We start from the raw sequence: 17,875 nt of genomic DNA on the forward strand, positions 1-17,875 counted from the left end.
TTCGATTAAATTGTATGGATACCCCAACAAATATTATAGAACCGTAAAAAGAAGCGATTATCTGAACGGGAAAATGCCCGTCAAATAATCGCTTCTTTGTTTTTTTAAAAAACCACTTAAACTTCGGTGTGATTAAATTGAAGTCGTTACTCGACCTACTGCTTGTCTGTCGAACTGCAACGTAGTGCCTTCAGATACTTTTAGGAAAACCGATGAATCATCTACAGCGTCAATTGTACCGTGAATTCCACCGATTGTGATGACCTTATCTCCACGTTTCAAATCTGATTGCATTTGTTTCGTCGCTTTTTGTTTCTTCTGTGCTGGTCTGATTAACAAAAACCACATCACTGCGAACATCGCAACGAATGGTAATAATTGTACTAATCCTCCACTCATATAAATAGCCCCCTTTCAATCAAGATTAATTATACAAGATTTAAAAGTTTTTTGCATTCGGTTTATTAAATCCGTAGCTTTCAAAAAACTCTTCACGGAAATCTCCGAGACGATCTTGGCGAATTGCTTCCCTTACTTGCTCCATTAAATTAAGAAGAAAATGAAGGTTATGATAAGAAGTCAGCCTGATACCGAATGTTTCATCTGCTCTGATCAGATGCCTAATATAAGCCCGACTGTAGGTTTTACATACATGACAGCTGCAATTTTCATCAAGTGGACGGAAATCCCTTTCAAATTTCGCATTACGGATGTTCAAACGCCCTTCACTCGTCATGAGCGTACCGTTTCTCGCTATGCGTGTTGGTAGGACACAGTCGAACATATCAATACCGCGGATTGCGCCGTCAATGAGTGAATCAGGAGAACCTACACCCATCAGGTAACGTGGCTTGTCCGATGGCAGAAGAGGTGTCGTGTGTTCCAGAATACGGTTCATGATATCCTTCGGCTCGCCAACGGAAAGTCCGCCGATCGCATAACCTGGGAAATCAAGTGACACAATGTCCTTTGCACTTTGCGCGCGCAGATCCTCAAATTCGCCCCCTTGCACAATTCCGAACAGCGCCTGGTCATTCGGACGTGCATGTGCCCCCAGACATCTTTCAGCCCATCTAGACGTCCGTTCAACGCTTGCTTTCATATACTCACGTGTAGCCGGGAATGGTGGACATTCATCGAATGCCATCATGATATCTGCACCTAGTGAATTTTGGATTTCCATTGCTTTTTCGGGACTTAGAAAGAGTTTACTGCCATTTAAATGGTGTCTAAAATGGACGCCTTCTTCCTTAATCTTGCGGAATTCGCTCAATGAAAACACTTGGTAGCCGCCTGAATCAGTTAGAATCGGTCTATCCCAATTCATGAACTTATGTAGACCCCCTGCTTCTTCCACGATATCCTGCCCTGGACGCAACCATAGATGGTATGTGTTACTCAAAATAATACCCGCTCCGACTTCCTTCAGTTCTTCAGGAGACATGGTCTTAACGGTTGCCTGCGTACCAACGGGCATGAATGCTGGTGTTTCAAATGATCCGTGCGGTGTATGGACGATTCCAAGACGAGCCCCGGTCTGTTTACATGTTTTTATATGTTCATATGTGACTGCTGGCATTTTATAGTTCCTTCCTTTGTGACGGTTTGATGAACATTGCATCTCCAAAGCTAAAGAAGCGATATTTCTCCGCAACCGCTCGTTTGTATGCTGCAAGTATATGGTCCTTCGTTGATAAAGCTGAAATTAGCATGATTAATGTAGACTTAGGTAAATGGAAATTAGTTACAAGTCCATCTAGAATACTGAATTGATAACCCGGGAAAATAAAAATGGATGTCCATCCACTTGAAGATACGATTTTACCATGATTAGCTGATGCAATGGTCTCCAAAGTTCTAGCAGATGTCGTACCGACCGCTATGACACGTCCTCCAGACTCTTTTACCTGGTTAATGGCATCCGCTGCTTGTTCGGTCACATGATAATATTCGGAATGCATTGTATGTTCCTCAATCGTATCTGCACTGACAGGACGGAATGTGCCTAAACCAACATGCAGTGTGATGAATGCAATGTTCACTCCTTTATTCCTAATGCTATCCAGAATTTCATCCGTGAAATGAAGTCCTGCCGTCGGTGCCGCGGCGGATCCCCGTTCTTTCGCAAACACCGTTTGATAGCGTGCCTGATCATCAAGCTTTTCAGTAATATAAGGTGGTAAAGGCATTTCGCCAAGGGCATCTAGAATTTCATAAAAAATCCCTTCGTAACGGAATTTAAATGCCCGTCCGCCCGTTTCCATAACGCCGGTGCATGTTGCAGTTAAACGTCCGTCACCAAATGTGACAATTGTTCCAAGCTTCACACGTTTCGCGGGTTTTACAAGTGTTTCCCACTCATCATCTCCTGTTTGTTTCAGGAGTAAAACTTCAATCATGGCTCCAGTTTCTTCTTTAACACCCATTAACCTTGCAGGCAGTACGCGCGTGTCATTCAGAACGAGCATGTCTCCAGCTTCGAGTTCATAAAGAAGGTCCCGGAAATGACGATGCTCCACTTCCCCAGTTTCACTGTCGAGAACCATCAGGCGGCTTGCTGTACGGTCTAGTAGCGGTGTTTGCGCTATCAAGTTATCTGGTAGTTCGAAATCGAATTCATTTACATCCATCTACATATATTCTCCCTTTATAAGTAAGTTAAAATTCATGATGCTCCGGAATCGAATATCCGAAATGTTCATAAGCAAGACGAGTTGCAACACGTCCGCGTGATGTACGCTGAATAAAACCTATTTGCAGCAGATACGGTTCATAGACATCCTCTATCGTCACGGATTCTTCACCAATACTTGCTGATATCGTGTCGATGCCTACGGGTCCCCCTCTGAAGCGCTCAATCATTCCTGCCAGTAACTTATGATCGATGTGGTCAAGCCCCCTGGAATCGACCTGAAGCATTTCGAGTGCTTCATTCGCCATATCTAAAGTAATGCTACCGTTACCCCTGACTTGTGCGTAATCGCGTACACGACGCAACAGTCGGTTCGCAATTCTCGGAGTACCGCGAGACCTGCGGGCGATTTCAACAGCTGCCAGACCGTCTATTGAAACTTCAAATAGACCTGCACTACGAATGACGATTTCTTTAAGTGGTTCAACATCATAATACTCAAGTCGGAGCGGAACACCAAATCTGTCGCGCAAAGGCGCAGACAATGCTCCGGCACGCGTTGTTGCACCAATCAGAGTGAATGGCGGCAAATCAAGCCTAATTGACCGTGCAGATGGCCCTTTCCCGACAACGATATCAAGACAAAAGTCTTCCATTGCGGGATATAGCACCTCTTCAATCGCGCGATTCAGCCTATGTATTTCATCGATGAATAGTACATCCCCTGGCTCAAGGGATGAAACGACTGCCGCTAGATCACCAGGGCGTTCAATAGCAGGTCCGCTAGTCATTCGAATATTGACGCCCATTTCATTGGCAATGACGGTTGCGAGCGTCGTTTTCCCTAAACCAGGCGGTCCATATAATAAGACATGGTCTAAACTTTCGCTTCGGCCTCTTGCCGCTTCAATGAAAATACTGAGATTTTCCTTCACTTTTTCCTGTCCGATATACTGACTTAGAAATTGTGGTCTAAGCGATTGTTCAAAGCGCTCATCGAAATCCGATACTTCTCCCGAAATAACACGTTCCTCCATTGTCCACCCTCCTTTCTCTCATTGATAAAAATTTAAGTCTGTTTCAGAAGTAACCGAAGTGCCAACTTCATATAACCTTCAGTATCATGCTCTTCTTGTTCTAATTTTGACTTTATTTTTGTCAGTTCGCGCTGTGAATATCCGAGTGCTTCCAATGCGAGTAACGCTTCATCAAGTGCTCCATTCTCCGCCATCGTCAGTAGTGTGACATCATCCTCTGGCATGTCCATTGCATTAAATAAATCATACAATTTACCTTTCAGATCAAGTATCATCTGTCGAGCAGTCTTTTTCCCCACTCCGGGAAATTGAATTAGGAAAGTCTCGTCTTCACGTTCGATGGCACCAATAACTTGTGATGGAATGCCGCTTGCGAGTATCGCAAGCGCCCCTTTAGGTCCGATGCCCGAAACGGTAATTAGCTTTTTAAATAACTCCCGCTGTTCAAGTGTTTTGAAGCCAAGAAGCAGCTGGATGTCTTCACGAACATGCAAATAAGTGAACACTTGCTGAATATCTTCAGTTTTATGAAAAGCGTATGGATTCGGCGTTGCAATAAGCCAACCAATTCCACCTTGTTCAAGTGTGATATGTTCAGGAGTCACACGTGTGACCTGCCCTTTTATGTAGTCGTACAAACTTCTCTCCCCCTATATATATTAACCAATTATACCATACGAACGCACCTTCTACCTTTAACAGGAGTCGTTTTGCAAAAGAAAAGATGGCCGCTTTGTCGGCGGCCACCGGTCGTACAGTCGTTTTTAGCAGATTACATATATCATAGCAAGTACCTCGTTTTTAATCAATGAAGTTATACGGGTATGGAAATCAGAAAAGTGGTACCTTTTCCGACACTGCTTTCCACCTTGATTTCCCCATTCAAATGCCTAATTGTACTATAAACCATTAGCATTCCTAGGCCTGTCCCCTTTTCTTTTGTAGAATAATAGGGTATTCCCAATTGAGAAATTCCTTGTTTCGACATACCAATTCCGCTGTCTTTAACAGTGATCAGTATATTCTTTTTGTATTCCGATATATCTACTTGAAGCGTTCCCCCATTTTGTTGCATCGACTCAATCCCATTTTTGAATAAATTAATGAGGCATTGTTGAATTTGATTCGCATCATAATTCCTTTTTAATGTATTGGTAAAATGTACTTGGATATCTACTTGGTTCATCTTGGCGTAAGGATGCATAATGTTTTCCACGTATTCAACTTCTTTTCTAAAATCAGATAAAACCATACTTTCTCCTTGGGGTTTCGAAAACATTAGAAAATCACTAACTATCTGTTCTGCCCGATTCAATTCTTTTATAGAAAAATCTATATATGCTCTTTCATTGGATGTAATTGTTTTCGATTCGTTTAACAGCTGCAGGAAGCCATTCGTAACAGTTAAAGGATTTCTAATTTCGTGGGCTATGCTAGCCGATAAATCACTTATGTCATTCAGTCTTTCCGAACGCAAATACAATTCCCGCTTTTTAATATTAGTAATAATTTTTTCGACGATAGACACGATAATGAATACCACAACGAGGTGAGTGGTTATATAAAAGAGCACTAATGTCCAATACTCAATGGTTAGCTTTGGGAAAACAAAACTTAATGTAAAAAAATAAAAAGAAAATACTGATACACCGGTAACTGTTGCACAAAAAACTCTTTTATGCGAGGACTGACGTATGAAATAACTATGCAATAAAGGAATTACTAGAAAAATGAGAGTGGAGAAAATGAGGGATTGATAAATCCCCTCTCCGCCGATGATAAACCGGTAAGCATTTAAAACGAGGTATAGTGGAAAAACCATCTTATACCCACCGTAAAGAGCTACAATTATAAACGGAATATATCTCAAATCTATGATGTATCCTTGATCTAATTTAATAGGGAATGCCATGCATAATATGAGGGAAACTGCCGATAGCGAAACGAGTATGTATTTATTGGAATTCGTTAACTTATCTTCAAAGAAAATTAAGGCCGTTAAAACCGGAAATAGTAAAAACAAGAAATTCAACAATATTGTTTCTATCAAGCCAAACTTCCTCCCTGACTTTCATCAATTTACATTCTTCATTGAAATTGTACACTATGGAACGACGCTAGTGTACATAATTTAATCACTCTAAAAAAATATCCATCCACCATTTCTGCCTAGTGGATGGATATTACTATGAGCCAGATTTAATCTTTCAATTCTGCATTATGGTAAACGTCTTGAACGTCGTCGTTATCTTCAAGGACTTCTAGCATTTTTTCAAACTGCTCTTCATCTTCTCCGCTTAAAGCGGTATACATAGAAGGGATCATCTCAATTTCTGCAGAAATAAAATTGATTCCTTCCGATTCAAGTGTTTCTTTTACTGTTAAAAAATCTGATGGTTGTGTGATGATCTCAAAGCCATCTTCCGTTGAATCGATATCATCAGCCCCAGCTTCGAGCGCAGCCATCATGACGGCATCTTCATCAGTGTTGTTCGTCCGTTCAATGAAAAGACGTCCCTTGCGAACAAACAGGTAACCTACTGAACCCGCTTCACCAAGATTACCGCCATTTTTACTGAATCCTACCCGAACATTCGGAGCAGTCCGATTACGATTTTCTGTTAAACAGTAAACGAGAACAGCCACTCCACCGGGGCCGTATCCCTCATAGATGACTTCTTCATAGTTTTCGTCTGCACCCGACCCACTTGCTTTATCGACCGCACGTTTAATGACATCATTCGGAACATTGACGCTTTTTGCTTTTTCAATAGCCAGGCGAAGAGCTGCGTTCGAATCCACATCCGGACCACCTGTTTTTGCCGCCACAAAAATCTCTTTCGACATCTTTTGAAACACCTTACCGCGTTTTGCATCTTGTGCACCTTTACGATTTTGTATGTTTTTCCACTTCGAATGCCCTGCCACCTGACATTACCCCCTATATGTTTATCCGCTCTATATCATACCATAATTTCGGCCAATGAGAGAGTGCGGATTTTGTAAAAGGGATTAGCTGTTTCGCTTGCCTCTCCCTAGCTGACGGTGTCAGGGAAAAGAGGTGTAGCCATTCACGGAGCAGTTCATTTGGAAAAAGAAGCAACGTCTTTGATGCATGATCGAGCTTTTGCAGTGAAGGTTGTTCATCAAATAAAAAATCAATATCATATCCGATTTGGGGAAGCACACGATGTATCCAAAGGGCAATTTCAGTACCCGCTGGACCAGTGCTTGCCAAATCGAAATCGATAAAACGAATACTCCCTTTTCTATCACGAAGAATATTATGATGGACGACATCCCCATGAAGCAACGTTCCATCCAAGTTGTCTTTATAGGTTTTCTTTACAGCGCTAATCGCGTTTAAAGCATAAAACAAGATTTCATCGACAAAGCCTTTTCCAATATACGCCTCACATGCTCCACCAATTTCGCGGAATCGACTTATCCGATCTTCCCACTTCGCGATGAGGGGGTACGGATGTAAATAAGGTGAAGCGTGCCAGTCGAGTTGTGCATTCGTTTCATGAAGAGCATGAAGAGCAGCAAGCGAATCTGTACGATCTGCTCTTTTCTTAAAATTAACTGCTTTAGCTCCATCTAGCCAAGGTTGGACAAACGTCAGCTGATTTTCTTGCTTAATAACATCTACAACATGTGGAAACGATACAGATCGGAGTGCCTGATGTATACGATGTACTTTCATGGCAGTGGAGCTGGAATGGTAACGTTTCACCGAAAATCGATTACCGTCTTTTTCCAACTTCCACACATTATCTTTTATTTTTTCTAATTTCCCGTCCGGCCCCACAGGCCTTTCAATACGCTCCATACCAGTTCGGTCCGTTATAAGGCTGAGCCATTCCGCTATGCGGTGATTGTTGCATGCATGTAGGACATCCACATGGCTGCCCGTAATATAGCGGAACCATCATTGGCTGATGAAACGGTTGTTGGTATTGTTGGTGTTGAGCTTGCTGGTCATCACATCCAGGACACCCACATCCGCATCCAGGCGGCGGACTCGGCTGTTGCATGGGATAACCGAATTGTGCAGGATTCCATTGTGTTTCAGCCGCTGGTGAAATTAACTGCGGTATATAGCTTTGTTCAGGAGGACACGGAACAGATGGCTGTAGGTCAAAGTCTGGTGATTCGTCAAACATTAATGCGGGTGCAACTGGCTGCTCATCTGGGTACATAGCAGTGTGTGGCATGACAAAACCGGGTGATTCTGTGGTCATAAACTCTGGCGATTCAATTAATTTCCATCCCTCAATAAGAGGACTTTCTTCTAAGTCCATTATAGGCTGCTGAACAGGGAGTATTGGCGATTCCAGTTCAGGCATCGGAAACTGTGTGGATTGTAGTGGCATTTGCATTGGCGGAGTAGCGTGGTGCATGGGTACCTCCGGACTTTGCATTGCTTGAATTTGACCCGAATGCATGAAAGGATAACAATCCGCATCATAGATTGGCATCCAGCCACATGGAATCCCTATAATTGGCTGTACGAATGTAGGCATCTGACACGGCTGTACAGGCATTGGCATTGGCATTGGCATTGGTGCTGGCATTGGTGCTGGCATTTGAACTGGCATTTGAGCTGGAGGTGCTGGTATCGGCGGCTCCATTTCCGTTGGAGGCAATGTTATCGGTATAGGTACTGGCGTCGGAGCTTTCGGCAACGGTACTGGAGCCGGTGGTTTCGGCATGGATACTGGAGTCGGAGCTTTCGGCAACGGTATGGGTGCTGCCGGCGTCGGCTTTACTTCCGTTTTTTGTTGCGGAGGCACTTGCCCCTTCCCTTTTTCAGGTTGCTTAACTTGTTCTTTTTTATCACCTTTCGTTCCTTGCTGTCCTACATTATGGTGTTTTTTGGGTAGGAATATTTTCATTCCAGGTACAATATAATCCGGATTGGCAAGATGCGCATTCACCCGCTTTAAATCTTCGAATGGGATACCGTATTGACGCGCAATCTTCCACAACGTATCTCCTTTTACCACAATATGGACTTCCACTTAAAAAATTCCCCCTTCCATCAACTCATCGTATGAACGGACGCCCGTCTGTGTGACGCTCATTTTAGACGAGATGTCCTCTCTAACCATGTATATGCTGGAATGGGTTGTTTATTCAAACGAAAAGCGGAAACGTCCTGGGTAGATGCGACAGGCATAAGGCGGAATGGCGGAGCGGTGTTTTCTCCGCAAAGCCAGACCGACTTATGACCCGAGCATCTGGACGTTGAAGCTAGACATCAAGAAAAGCGGAAACGTCCTGGGCAGATGCGACAGGCATAAGGTGGAATGGCGGAGCGGTGTTTTATCCGCAAAGCCAGACCGACTTACGACCCGAGCACCTGGACGTTGAAGCTAGACATCAAGAAAAGCGGAAACGTCCCGGTAGATGCGACAGGCATAAGACTCGAAAACAAAAAAACCGGCACTGTCATTTTAAATGACGTGTCGGCAGTTGGTCGTATGTATAATAAGATCCGAACGAATTGACAGAACAGTTTAGTGCAGCAAGTTCTTCCAATGCGCCCTTCATCATTGGATGTTCATCAGATTCCATTACATCAATGATAAAGAAATAGTTTCCAAGCCCTGTCTTCATCGGCCTTGATTCAATTTTACTCAAATTGAGCCTGCGCCATGCAAAAACGGATAGTACCTGATGTAGTACCCCTGAACGATCATCTTCAGGCAGTTTCACCATTAATGTTGTTTTAATTTTTTCGGAATGGCCTTCCATTTCCAATAAACCTTTTCGCAATGACACTATGACAAACCGTGTATGATTAAAATGAAAATCATGTATATTTTCTTCTGCGATATGTAGACCGTATTTTTCGGCTGATAACTCGTTTCCGATTGCAGCAATCTTTTCTCCCGGATTCTCGGAAATATATTTGGCGGCAGCTGCTGTTGACGTTGTCTGAATCAACGGGACACGGCGGTAATGATATTGTAAGTACTTATGACATTGAGCAAGAGCATGAGGGTGGGAATTAATGGATTCTAGTTCATTAATAAAGGGAACTTGAGCTTTATTGACCATGAGATGCTGTTTAACTGGAATTGATGTTTCAGCATTGATGAATAGATCTTTGCCATGAAACAAATAGTCAATCGTCATCGGTACGGACCCTTCCAATGCGTTTTCAAGCGGGACAAGCGCATAGGCAACACGCCCTTCCACCACTGCTTCAATGCAATCCGGTATCGTCGGAAACGGAATCAGTCCCGACGATCCAAATAGATTGTTTGCTGCAACATGTGTGAATGATGCTTCTGGTCCTAAATAGGCAACACTTGGTGTATATTTTCCATTTTCCATCCTATGATTCCCCCATCAGAGTGCACCTGAACTGATTAAAATTACTGAATCTACAAAGTCAGGTGATTTCAACCGTTGCAGGAACTCTTCCATTTTTATAGTCATTTCTGTCACGTCCAGCGACAAGGTAATATTAGCCCGAGCCTGGACCGGTATTGTCTGGTGAATTGTCAAGACGTTGCATTTCGACTCCGAGACAATTTGCAATAATGTCGAAAGCGACCCCTTCCGATCTTCGAGTTGAATGAAAATCGTCAGGATACGCTCGCGTGCAATTGATTCAAACGGGTACACAGTATCACGGTATTTGTAAAATGCACTGCGGGACAGGCCTACCTTTTTTGTTGCATCTTGTATCGTTGATTCCTCTCCGCTTGCCAAAAGCCTTTTCGCTTCAAGCATTTTCAGCATCGATTCTGTCAGTACGTCTTCCCTTACAAGGTAAAACTGACCTTCCCCCAACCGCTTCATAGGATGTCCCCCTCCGTGTGCACCACACATTTTGTAATTGCATCGAATCATAAACCAAGTAGTTAATCCATGAATTCAAATTCAAAATCAAGAAGTCGTACGGTATCTCCGTCTTTCGCACCGCGTTCACGAAGTGCATCATCTACACCCATTCCACGCAATTGTCTTGAGAATTTACGGACCGATTGGTCAAAGTTAAAGTCCGTCATTACAAACAGACGTTCAATTGTATAACCAGACAAGATGAATGCTCCATCGTCATCACGTGAAATTTCAAACTCAGGTGCTTCCGCTTCATGTTTATAAAGAACAGAAGTTTCTTTATCTTCATCTTCAATTTCATGCATCGGGAATTCTGAAGTAACTTCAAGTAAATCGACAACAGCATGAAGAAGTTCGTCAAGACCGCTTCGAGTGAGTGCAGAAATCGGGAAAACCATTGCATCTTCATCGTTCAATTTTTGCTTGAATGCTTTGAGATTATCTTCCGATTCAGGCATGTCCATTTTATTTGCAACAATAATTTGTGGGCGTTCTGTTAATCGCAAGTTATACTGCTCTAGTTCTTCATTGATTGTTAAGAAGTCCTCATATGGGTCGCGTCCTTCAAGCCCGGACATATCAATAACATGGATAATAACTCGTGTCCGTTCAATATGACGAAGGAACTGATGACCTAGACCAACACCTTGGTGTGCTCCCTCTATTAAGCCCGGAAGATCAGCCAATACGAATCCACGGTGATCATCTGTTTCAACCATTCCTAAATTCGGAACAAGTGTAGTAAAATGATAATCCGCAATTTTAGGTTTCGCTGCTGAAACGACAGACAATAACGTCGATTTCCCTACACTCGGGAATCCAACAAGACCCGCGTCCGCAAGAACTTTCAGCTCTAGATTAATTTCGCGATTGACACCAGGTTCTCCTTTTTCAGACAGTTCTGGTGCAGGATTTGAAGATGTAGCAAATCGGCTGTTACCGCGTCCTCCACGACCACCTTTAGCAATGACTGCTGTCTGGCCATGTTCAACAAGGTCAGCAATAATTGTACCGTCTTCAGCATCCGTCACAATCGTGCCAGGCGGAACTTTGACAACTATGTCTTCTGCATTTTTGCCATGCATGTTTTTACTACCACCATGCTCACCGCGTGGCGCCTTGAAATGACGTTGGTAACGGAAATCCATCAGTGTACGCAATCCTTCATCTACGATGAAAACGACGTTAGCACCTTTTCCTCCATCACCACCTGCGGGTCCACCATAGGCGATGTATTTCTCGCGACGAAAGGCAACCATTCCATCACCACCGTCACCGCCTTTAACATAAATCTTAACGTGATCGACAAACATGTATTTTCCTCCTATTGTCCACTGATTGTGAACGTCCATTGATTGTGTAAAATTGTTTCGTGAACAGTAAAGTTTCCAGTCGCTTTTGGTGCTGGAACTTTGTGTTCCATATTCCCCTGGACATTGATTGTAATTGACCAGCCCGTTAAATTGGCTTGGACATGGATTTCCGTCTTATACTCGGAGGTCGGGTCCAGTGTTTTCTCTCCTACACTGAATACGTTTTCCAAATAGGCTACAACTGATTCATCCTCTGCTTCACGTTTGCCAGAAATAATGGTGGACGTCAGTGTAGTGGAATAGGAAACGTAGAGCCAATTGAATTCAGCTAGCCACGTTTCAACAGCAGGCATTCCAAGCCTTTCCAACATCGCTATCTGACGCATCTGTTCTGTTGTATCCATAATTTTTTGTCTTGCTTCGGGTAGTTTATCGAGGTCGATATAGAGCAAGATTAATTGGAGTTCATTTAAAAAATCATGTCTTGCAAATTTTAGCGCTTGCGCCGTGGTTAGCTCTTTGTTCCCCATTTTCATTCACCGCCAACAATTTTCATGTATATAGTATAGCATCTGTTACCTAGAAATGCGCTAGGCGTTCGCTTATACGCAACAGGCATTAGAGATGAACACTTTTTTAGCGTTTGAAAAGAGAAAAAGGACTGCACATTTGTATGCAGTCCTTTCTGTCGTACGTATATTATGCTTCCTGAACTTCAGGGTATACGCTAACTTTCTTTTTGTCACGACCATAACGTTCGAAACGAACGACGCCGTCAACTTTTGCGAAAAGAGTATCGTCACCACCGCGACCGACGTTTTCACCTGGATGAATTTTCGTTCCGCGCTGACGATAAAGGATTGAGCCGCCAGAAACAAACTGTCCGTCCGCGCGTTTTGCGCCAAGACGTTTCGAGTGAGAGTCACGACCGTTCCGTGTAGAACCTACCCCTTTTTTCGATGCGAAAAACTGGAGATCTAAACGTAGCATGTATGCCACCTCCTACTATTTAAGGATAATTTTTATATGTTGCCCATAGTCATTCTCAATCGTCTGCAATGAAACAATCATCGCCTTTACAATCAACTGTGTATCGTGATCGTTTTTTTCACTTTCCGGAAAAATGACTTTCAAATAACCGCCGTCCGATCCTTGTAGAATCTCAGGGGTATTGCCTGTTAGTGCAATGATGGCATTAACAGCACCAAACGATACTGCAGATGCTCCCGCACAGACAAGGTCTTTTCCATGTTCCGCGAAATCAGCGTGGCCCGTCATCTCAAAAGAGTTTATACGACCAGTAGATTGGTTCTTGTTTATGATGATTTTGATCATGCCGGCTTACAGGTTGATACCGTCAATGACGATTTTCGTGTATGGCTGACGATGACCTTGTTTTCTGTGGTAGTTCTTTCTTTTCTTGTATTTGAAAACAGTGATTTTTTTAGCACGGCCCTGTTTAACAACAGTTCCTGTAACTGTAGCACCTTCCACGAATGGAATGCCTACTTTCACGTCTTCTCCACCTACGAAAAGAACTTTGTCGAAAGTGACGACTTCGTCAGCTTCACCAGCTACTTTTTCAATGTAGATTTCCTGGCCTTTTTCAACTTTGATCTGTTTTCCACCAGTTTCAATAATTGCGTACATACTTGCACCTCCTCTTATAAATACAGACTCGCCTTCAAAGGTGATCCTACGGATACTTGTACCTTATCAGTGCGGTTGTAGCACGGGTGCTACAAACATTAACATTTGAATATTACCACGTATATTTTTTTATGTCAATCTATTTAATTTAATTTCTGCAAATGCTTTTTCATATTTTCGGAAACGAAAAACGGAGATGTTCTGAATTAGAAGAAATAGCGCCAGAAGAATGTATGGCAATGTTTTAGGTAATCCTGAAGTTAACAGGATGATACCCGCGGAAATGAATAGAATGGAATGTAGAAGAAAGAGTGACCTAGTACGATAAATTGAGCCTTCTGTCTCAAGCAGTGCGCAGATTGCCTGTCCACCGTCAAGAGGAAGAACAGGAAGTAAATTGAGTAAAAGAAGTGCTACCTGAACCTGTATGACCAGGTCGTCACCCGGAAACGGAATCCACATAGCCATTAAAAAGACTACCAGAGTTGCGAGTGGACCACTGAGCGCGACGATAATACGATCATTTTTAGAAGCTTCATGACGGTTCAAAAAAACGATTTCACCGCCATATGGCATGATCGTACAAGATCGAATTCGCATGCCTGTAAGATACGCCGCGACCAGATGCCCCGCCTCGTGAATAAGCAGTGATATAAAGATAATTGCATATATGGAAATACTACCTGTTATTATTAAAAAGAAGAAAAAAGGCAGGAGAACGGGATGAAGCCGGAGTTTCATTTGTTCCCGCCCGAAAGATATGCAGGTAAGAGTGAAGCTTCTATTCTCACACCATCTTGCTTCACCTTGAGGTAAATTGCTCCCTCATCCATCCGAGCCAGCGTGTCCCCTTTTTTCACGGCAGTATACGGCAGTTTAAAAAATTCCCCGACGAACCCATACGTCACTTCATCTCCGCCTTCATACAGCACTGTGACGGTCTTACCTGATTCGCGGGTGAAGCCAGTGAATATGACAAGTCCATTATCAATTGCGTCAATCGCCATTGGTTGTGTATAGGACACAATCACTCCGTCTTTATAGGGCTGCATTGATTCGTAAGCAGATAAAGGGTCTAGCTGTTGCGGATCTCCCATAACTGCAATTTTGTCTGGCCCCGAATCTTTAATTATCGTTGCCACCCATTTCTTCATCGCCACAAAATCTTTCCCTGACGTGACATATTGCGTTACAGGTTGTTTGATAACACCAGTATCTTCAAGCTTCGCCACACCCAAAATGCTTAGCGTCAGGACAATTGCTACCATCCATTTCGTTTTCCATTTCAAAAGGTCACACCACCCGTTTTTTTTAGTATATGACGCCTGCGCTGTGAATATTTTGGGTGTGGTAAGATTTACATGATTTCGGGTAAATATATGTGATTACAGCACCCCTCATAATTAACCTTAATAACACATGAAACCCCCGACACTCAAAGCGTGTTGGGGGTTTCATGTGTTATTTTGAAAATAGAGCTTTCAGTTTTCCAAAGAATCCAGGTTTTCCGGTGTCGATCGACATGAGCGGAACAGATTCTCCGAGAATACGACGTGCAATGTTGCGATAGCCGACGGAGGCCGGGTTCGATGGATCCATCACGACAGGTTCTCCTTTGTTCGAAGAGGAGATAACATTTTCGTCATCAAGGATAATACCGAGCAAATCAATCGACAAGTGTGTCGTAATATCATTGACGTCAAGCGCATCTCCGTTGTTCATAAGATGTCTTTTGATACGATTGATGATTAGTTTCGGGGGTTCGATGTCCTCTTGCTCAAGCAGGCCGATGATACGATCAGCATCCCGTACAGCTGAGATTTCAGGGGTCGTTACGACGATAGCACGGTCTGCACCGGCGATGGCATTTTTGAACCCTTGTTCAATCCCAGCCGGGCAATCTATTAATATATAATCATAATCTCGTTTTAGTTCGGTGATTAATGTTTTCATCTGTTCAGGGTTGACCGCATTTTTATCAACAGTCTGTGCAGCCGGTAATAAAAAGAGTCCGTTTTCAAAGCGTTTGTCTTTCACAAGTGCCTGTTGTACTTTACAACGGCCTTCGATGACATCCACAAGATCATAGATTATACGATTTTCAAGGCCAAGAATGACGTCAAGGTTTCGGAGACCAATGTCGGTGTCAATGAGACATACTTTTTTTCCTTGAAGGGCCAATGCGGTTCCAAGGTTTGCCGATGTGGTCGTTTTACCGACGCCGCCTTTACCAGATGTTATTACGATTGCTTCTCCCACACTAGCTTCCTCCTTTGAATGATGACAGACCAGGCCGAAGAATTCGGAGTTCCTGCAGACGATCAATGGCGATGAAGCCGTTCGGATGCAAATAAGCACATTCCATTTCGGGCTGTTCCGACAATATCGTCAACTCATCAGTCATAGTTTCCATTTTGTCCGCAATCATGAGATGCGTTGCCTCAAGCCATGATGCCGCGATGACAGCATTTGAATTGCCAGTTGAACCTGCGTGAGCGATTCCTTTCAACCTGCCTAGAATATAAATACTGCCAGCAGCAACAACTCGACCATTGGGATTCACATCACCAATGACAACTAGATCCCCTTCAGCTGTAACGACCTGACCTGATCGTACAATACCGACATAGGTTTCGGATTGGTTTTCAAGCACTTTTCTGTTACATTCATCCATCGTAATAACATCACTTTGGATTTTCGATACACGTAAATTCGGTGAGTCATGAATGGTATTCATGATTTCCTTCAATTCTTCTTCATCACAAAAGCGCTTGCCTGTATGGACCTGAACTTCAGCAAGGCCTTCCAATCCGTCTTCATCTACTTTTCTACGGAGTTCGGCAATCATGTCCGAATAAGCACATTTGTCGTCTAGCCGAAGAACAAGACCGTCTTTTGTCCCTTTTATCGTTACATATTGCTGTTTCGTCAATTGCGTCACCCCGCATTTTCTTTTACAAAGTTTCGCCACGTAGCTAAACTACCCTTTTGTAAATAAGGTTTTTAAATAACCAACCAAACATACCAACGAAAAATGAATTAGCGATAATCGTCGGGACAAGCCTGCCTGATATGAATTCATCCATTCCAATAGTTGTTAGTGAAAGAAGACTAGCATAAAAGTATGATAATAGTTCGAGAATCATAATTAAGAATAACGAGAGGAACATCACCGTGACAATATGACGGTGGATTTGACGAATAATCAAGCTTGCGATGTAACAAATTAATGGATATAAAAATGCGTATAGTCCAATAATATCAATATGGTACATATCATACAAGAGTCCAAATATAATTCCGTAAATCAGCGCACGCTTACGGCCGTAATAGACTGCTATAAAGACTAGATAAACGATGACAAATCGCGGGACAAGCGTGTATGTTTCCCCTCCAATTTCAACTGGGGAAAACAGCGTAAATACAGGCTCCAGAAAAAACAACAGCACGGCAATTAGAGGGATGACGGACCGGATCATGATCCTTCCTCCCCCTCAATATCTGCAGTGCCATCGCCGTCCGTTCCCTCAACCGTAATTGAAGAACGCTTCGCAATGATTACGTGATCCAACATTGAAAAGTCTGCTGCAGGTCGGATATATGCCAACTTCGTTAATCCATAATCATCTGTCGATACTTCCGTAACTTCCCCAATTAAAAGACCTTTCGGAAAAATTCCGCCAAGTCCTGAGGAGATGACTTTCTGACCGATTTTAACTTCAAAACTCGAGTCAATTCGTTTCATGATGAGTTCACTTCGTTCCCGGTCATACCCTTCGATAAGTCCAAAAACACTTTCGCCCGAAATGACAGCAGCAACACGAAAATTGCGATTTTCTGTCGACAATAGTTCCACCGTTGAAGTGAAATCTGTTACTAGAATAACTTTACCAATCAGACCGTCAGCTGTAATGACAGCCATATTCTTTTCAATGCCGTTTCTTTCGCCTTTATCAATGATAATTTTTTCTTCCCACTGATCAGGATTCCGGGAAATGACTGTTGCATGTACCGATTCAAAGTCATGCAAATCATCTTTTTGACCAATAATATCGAGCAGACGTTTGTTTTCAGTCTTAATATCCATAAGGCCTGCTTGTTCGGAAGCGTATTCACTCAATCTAACTTTTAAATGCTTGTTTTCTTCATATGTATTCAAAATCCCATCAATATTCCCAATTACGTTCGTTATGTAGTGCGCCGGTTTGGAGAATAAAGATTGCCCAAAACCGACGACGTCTTTCACAACTTGTTCTGGAAGGGAGGCGTTCTGCCGGTCTTTGAGGGAGAATGAAATTAATGCAACTAGGACGATAATGCCCACGAGCAATAAAATCAATCGTTTATTTGAAAAAAATCGCGGCATTGCCGATGTCCTCCCTCAC

Annotated in this window: 22 protein-coding genes and 1 other annotated feature; all 22 genes read right to left on the bottom strand. The window is 43.0% G+C overall.

Annotated elements, in window-relative coordinates:
- Positions 1 to 132: 132 nt before the first annotated feature.
- Complete coding sequence (yajC, locus tag AC25Y5_RS11080) at positions 133 to 399, bottom strand: preprotein translocase subunit YajC (protein ID WP_482100834.1); 267 nt, start codon at positions 397 to 399, stop codon at positions 133 to 135.
- 40 nt (positions 400 to 439) lie between these two features.
- Positions 440 to 1,579 carry a tRNA guanosine(34) transglycosylase Tgt gene (gene tgt / locus AC25Y5_RS11085; RefSeq protein WP_488140343.1) on the bottom strand — a complete coding sequence of 380 codons (1,140 nt, stop codon included), beginning with the start codon at positions 1,577 to 1,579 and terminating at the stop codon, positions 440 to 442.
- A 1-nt stretch (position 1,580) separates the two neighbouring features.
- Positions 1,581 to 2,630: a tRNA preQ1(34) S-adenosylmethionine ribosyltransferase-isomerase QueA gene (queA, locus tag AC25Y5_RS11090; RefSeq protein ID WP_488140344.1), complete on the bottom strand. Its 1,050-nt coding sequence runs from the start codon at positions 2,628 to 2,630 to the stop codon at positions 1,581 to 1,583.
- 28 nt (positions 2,631 to 2,658) lie between these two features.
- A complete protein-coding gene (gene ruvB / locus AC25Y5_RS11095; protein ID WP_488140345.1) occupies positions 2,659 to 3,669 on the bottom strand; it encodes a Holliday junction branch migration DNA helicase RuvB in 1,011 nt (336 codons plus the stop codon).
- 32 nt (positions 3,670 to 3,701) lie between these two features.
- Positions 3,702 to 4,307, bottom strand: coding sequence for a Holliday junction branch migration protein RuvA (gene ruvA / locus AC25Y5_RS11100; protein WP_482105322.1), 606 nt, complete (start codon positions 4,305 to 4,307; stop codon positions 3,702 to 3,704).
- A 176-nt stretch (positions 4,308 to 4,483) separates the two neighbouring features.
- Positions 4,484 to 5,719 carry an ATP-binding protein gene (locus AC25Y5_RS11105; protein ID WP_488140346.1) on the bottom strand — a complete coding sequence of 412 codons (1,236 nt, stop codon included), beginning with the start codon at positions 5,717 to 5,719 and terminating at the stop codon, positions 4,484 to 4,486.
- A 149-nt stretch (positions 5,720 to 5,868) separates the two neighbouring features.
- Positions 5,869 to 6,597 (bottom strand): YebC/PmpR family DNA-binding transcriptional regulator, encoded by a 729-nt coding sequence (locus AC25Y5_RS11110; protein ID WP_488140347.1) that lies wholly within the window; start codon positions 6,595 to 6,597, stop codon positions 5,869 to 5,871.
- Between the two features lie 13 nt (positions 6,598 to 6,610).
- Positions 6,611 to 7,501, bottom strand: coding sequence for a phosphotransferase (locus AC25Y5_RS11115; protein WP_488140348.1), 891 nt, complete (start codon positions 7,499 to 7,501; stop codon positions 6,611 to 6,613).
- Positions 7,488 to 8,693, bottom strand: a complete 1,206-nt coding sequence (locus AC25Y5_RS11120; protein WP_488140349.1) for a LysM peptidoglycan-binding domain-containing protein — start codon at positions 8,691 to 8,693, stop codon at positions 7,488 to 7,490. Before AC25Y5_RS11120 ends, AC25Y5_RS11115 begins: the two co-directional genes overlap by 14 nt.
- 430 nt (positions 8,694 to 9,123) lie before the next feature.
- Positions 9,124 to 10,014: a prephenate dehydratase gene (gene pheA / locus AC25Y5_RS11125; RefSeq protein ID WP_488140350.1), complete on the bottom strand. Its 891-nt coding sequence runs from the start codon at positions 10,012 to 10,014 to the stop codon at positions 9,124 to 9,126.
- Between the two features lie 15 nt (positions 10,015 to 10,029).
- Positions 10,030 to 10,485 carry an ACT domain-containing protein gene (locus AC25Y5_RS11130; RefSeq protein ID WP_488140351.1) on the bottom strand — a complete coding sequence of 152 codons (456 nt, stop codon included), beginning with the start codon at positions 10,483 to 10,485 and terminating at the stop codon, positions 10,030 to 10,032.
- A gap of 62 nt (positions 10,486 to 10,547) precedes the next feature.
- Complete coding sequence (gene obgE, locus AC25Y5_RS11135) at positions 10,548 to 11,840, bottom strand: GTPase ObgE (protein ID WP_488140352.1); 1,293 nt, start codon at positions 11,838 to 11,840, stop codon at positions 10,548 to 10,550.
- An 11-nt stretch (positions 11,841 to 11,851) separates the two neighbouring features.
- Positions 11,852 to 12,370 carry a Spo0B domain-containing protein gene (locus AC25Y5_RS11140; protein ID WP_488140353.1) on the bottom strand — a complete coding sequence of 173 codons (519 nt, stop codon included), beginning with the start codon at positions 12,368 to 12,370 and terminating at the stop codon, positions 11,852 to 11,854.
- 169 nt (positions 12,371 to 12,539) lie between these two features.
- On the bottom strand, positions 12,540 to 12,830 hold the full coding sequence (rpmA, locus tag AC25Y5_RS11145; RefSeq protein WP_482100847.1) for a 50S ribosomal protein L27: 291 nt from the start codon (positions 12,828 to 12,830) through the stop codon (positions 12,540 to 12,542).
- Between the two features lie 15 nt (positions 12,831 to 12,845).
- Positions 12,846 to 13,175, bottom strand: a complete 330-nt coding sequence (locus tag AC25Y5_RS11150) for a ribosomal-processing cysteine protease Prp (RefSeq protein WP_482100848.1) — start codon at positions 13,173 to 13,175, stop codon at positions 12,846 to 12,848.
- Between the two features lie 6 nt (positions 13,176 to 13,181).
- The gene (rplU, locus tag AC25Y5_RS11155) at positions 13,182 to 13,490 is read right to left on the bottom strand and encodes a 50S ribosomal protein L21 (protein WP_482100849.1); all 309 of its coding nucleotides are present in this window, start codon (positions 13,488 to 13,490) and stop codon (positions 13,182 to 13,184) included.
- A gap of 14 nt (positions 13,491 to 13,504) precedes the next feature.
- Positions 13,505 to 13,577: a sequence feature (ribosomal protein L21 leader region), on the bottom strand.
- A gap of 42 nt (positions 13,578 to 13,619) precedes the next feature.
- Positions 13,620 to 14,231, bottom strand: a complete 612-nt coding sequence (locus AC25Y5_RS11160) for a M50 family metallopeptidase (RefSeq protein ID WP_488140354.1) — start codon at positions 14,229 to 14,231, stop codon at positions 13,620 to 13,622.
- Complete coding sequence (locus tag AC25Y5_RS11165) at positions 14,228 to 14,779, bottom strand: hypothetical protein (protein WP_488140355.1); 552 nt, start codon at positions 14,777 to 14,779, stop codon at positions 14,228 to 14,230. The genes AC25Y5_RS11160 and AC25Y5_RS11165 overlap by 4 nt, the downstream gene beginning before the upstream one ends.
- A 172-nt stretch (positions 14,780 to 14,951) precedes the next feature.
- Positions 14,952 to 15,749 (bottom strand): septum site-determining protein MinD, encoded by a 798-nt coding sequence (gene minD / locus AC25Y5_RS11170; RefSeq protein ID WP_488140356.1) that lies wholly within the window; start codon positions 15,747 to 15,749, stop codon positions 14,952 to 14,954.
- A 1-nt stretch (position 15,750) separates the two neighbouring features.
- Complete coding sequence (gene minC / locus AC25Y5_RS11175; RefSeq protein ID WP_488140357.1) at positions 15,751 to 16,422, bottom strand: septum site-determining protein MinC; 672 nt, start codon at positions 16,420 to 16,422, stop codon at positions 15,751 to 15,753.
- Positions 16,423 to 16,465: 43 nt separating this feature from the next.
- Entirely contained in the window at positions 16,466 to 16,969 is a 504-nt protein-coding gene (gene mreD, locus AC25Y5_RS11180) for a rod shape-determining protein MreD (RefSeq protein WP_488140358.1), read from the bottom strand.
- Complete coding sequence (gene mreC / locus AC25Y5_RS11185) at positions 16,966 to 17,856, bottom strand: rod shape-determining protein MreC (RefSeq protein ID WP_488140359.1); 891 nt, start codon at positions 17,854 to 17,856, stop codon at positions 16,966 to 16,968. The genes mreD and mreC overlap by 4 nt, the downstream gene beginning before the upstream one ends.
- Between the last annotated feature and the right edge of the window lie 19 nt (positions 17,857 to 17,875).

Source organism: Sporosarcina sp. Y1011 (assembly GCF_057669885.1).

Coding starts and splice junctions, on each gene's coding strand:
- yajC (WP_482100834.1), bottom strand. CDS start 399: ATGAGTGGAGGATTAGTACAATTATTACCATTCGTTGCGATGTTCGCA.
- tgt (WP_488140343.1), bottom strand. CDS start 1,579: ATGCCAGCAGTCACATATGAACATATAAAAACATGTAAACAGACCGGG.
- queA (WP_488140344.1), bottom strand. CDS start 2,630: ATGGATGTAAATGAATTCGATTTCGAACTACCAGATAACTTGATAGCG.
- ruvB (WP_488140345.1), bottom strand. CDS start 3,669: ATGGAGGAACGTGTTATTTCGGGAGAAGTATCGGATTTCGATGAGCGC.
- AC25Y5_RS11115 (WP_488140348.1), bottom strand. CDS start 7,501: ATGGAGCGTATTGAAAGGCCTGTGGGGCCGGACGGGAAATTAGAAAAA.
- pheA (WP_488140350.1), bottom strand. CDS start 10,014: ATGGAAAATGGAAAATATACACCAAGTGTTGCCTATTTAGGACCAGAA.
- AC25Y5_RS11130 (WP_488140351.1), bottom strand. CDS start 10,485: ATGAAGCGGTTGGGGGAAGGTCAGTTTTACCTTGTAAGGGAAGACGTA.
- obgE (WP_488140352.1), bottom strand. CDS start 11,840: ATGTTTGTCGATCACGTTAAGATTTATGTTAAAGGCGGTGACGGTGGT.
- AC25Y5_RS11140 (WP_488140353.1), bottom strand. CDS start 12,370: ATGGGGAACAAAGAGCTAACCACGGCGCAAGCGCTAAAATTTGCAAGA.
- rpmA (WP_482100847.1), bottom strand. CDS start 12,830: ATGCTACGTTTAGATCTCCAGTTTTTCGCATCGAAAAAAGGGGTAGGT.
- AC25Y5_RS11150 (WP_482100848.1), bottom strand. CDS start 13,175: ATGATCAAAATCATCATAAACAAGAACCAATCTACTGGTCGTATAAAC.
- rplU (WP_482100849.1), bottom strand. CDS start 13,490: ATGTACGCAATTATTGAAACTGGTGGAAAACAGATCAAAGTTGAAAAA.
- AC25Y5_RS11160 (WP_488140354.1), bottom strand. CDS start 14,231: ATGAAACTCCGGCTTCATCCCGTTCTCCTGCCTTTTTTCTTCTTTTTA.
- mreD (WP_488140358.1), bottom strand. CDS start 16,969: ATGATCCGGTCCGTCATCCCTCTAATTGCCGTGCTGTTGTTTTTTCTG.
- mreC (WP_488140359.1), bottom strand. CDS start 17,856: ATGCCGCGATTTTTTTCAAATAAACGATTGATTTTATTGCTCGTGGGC.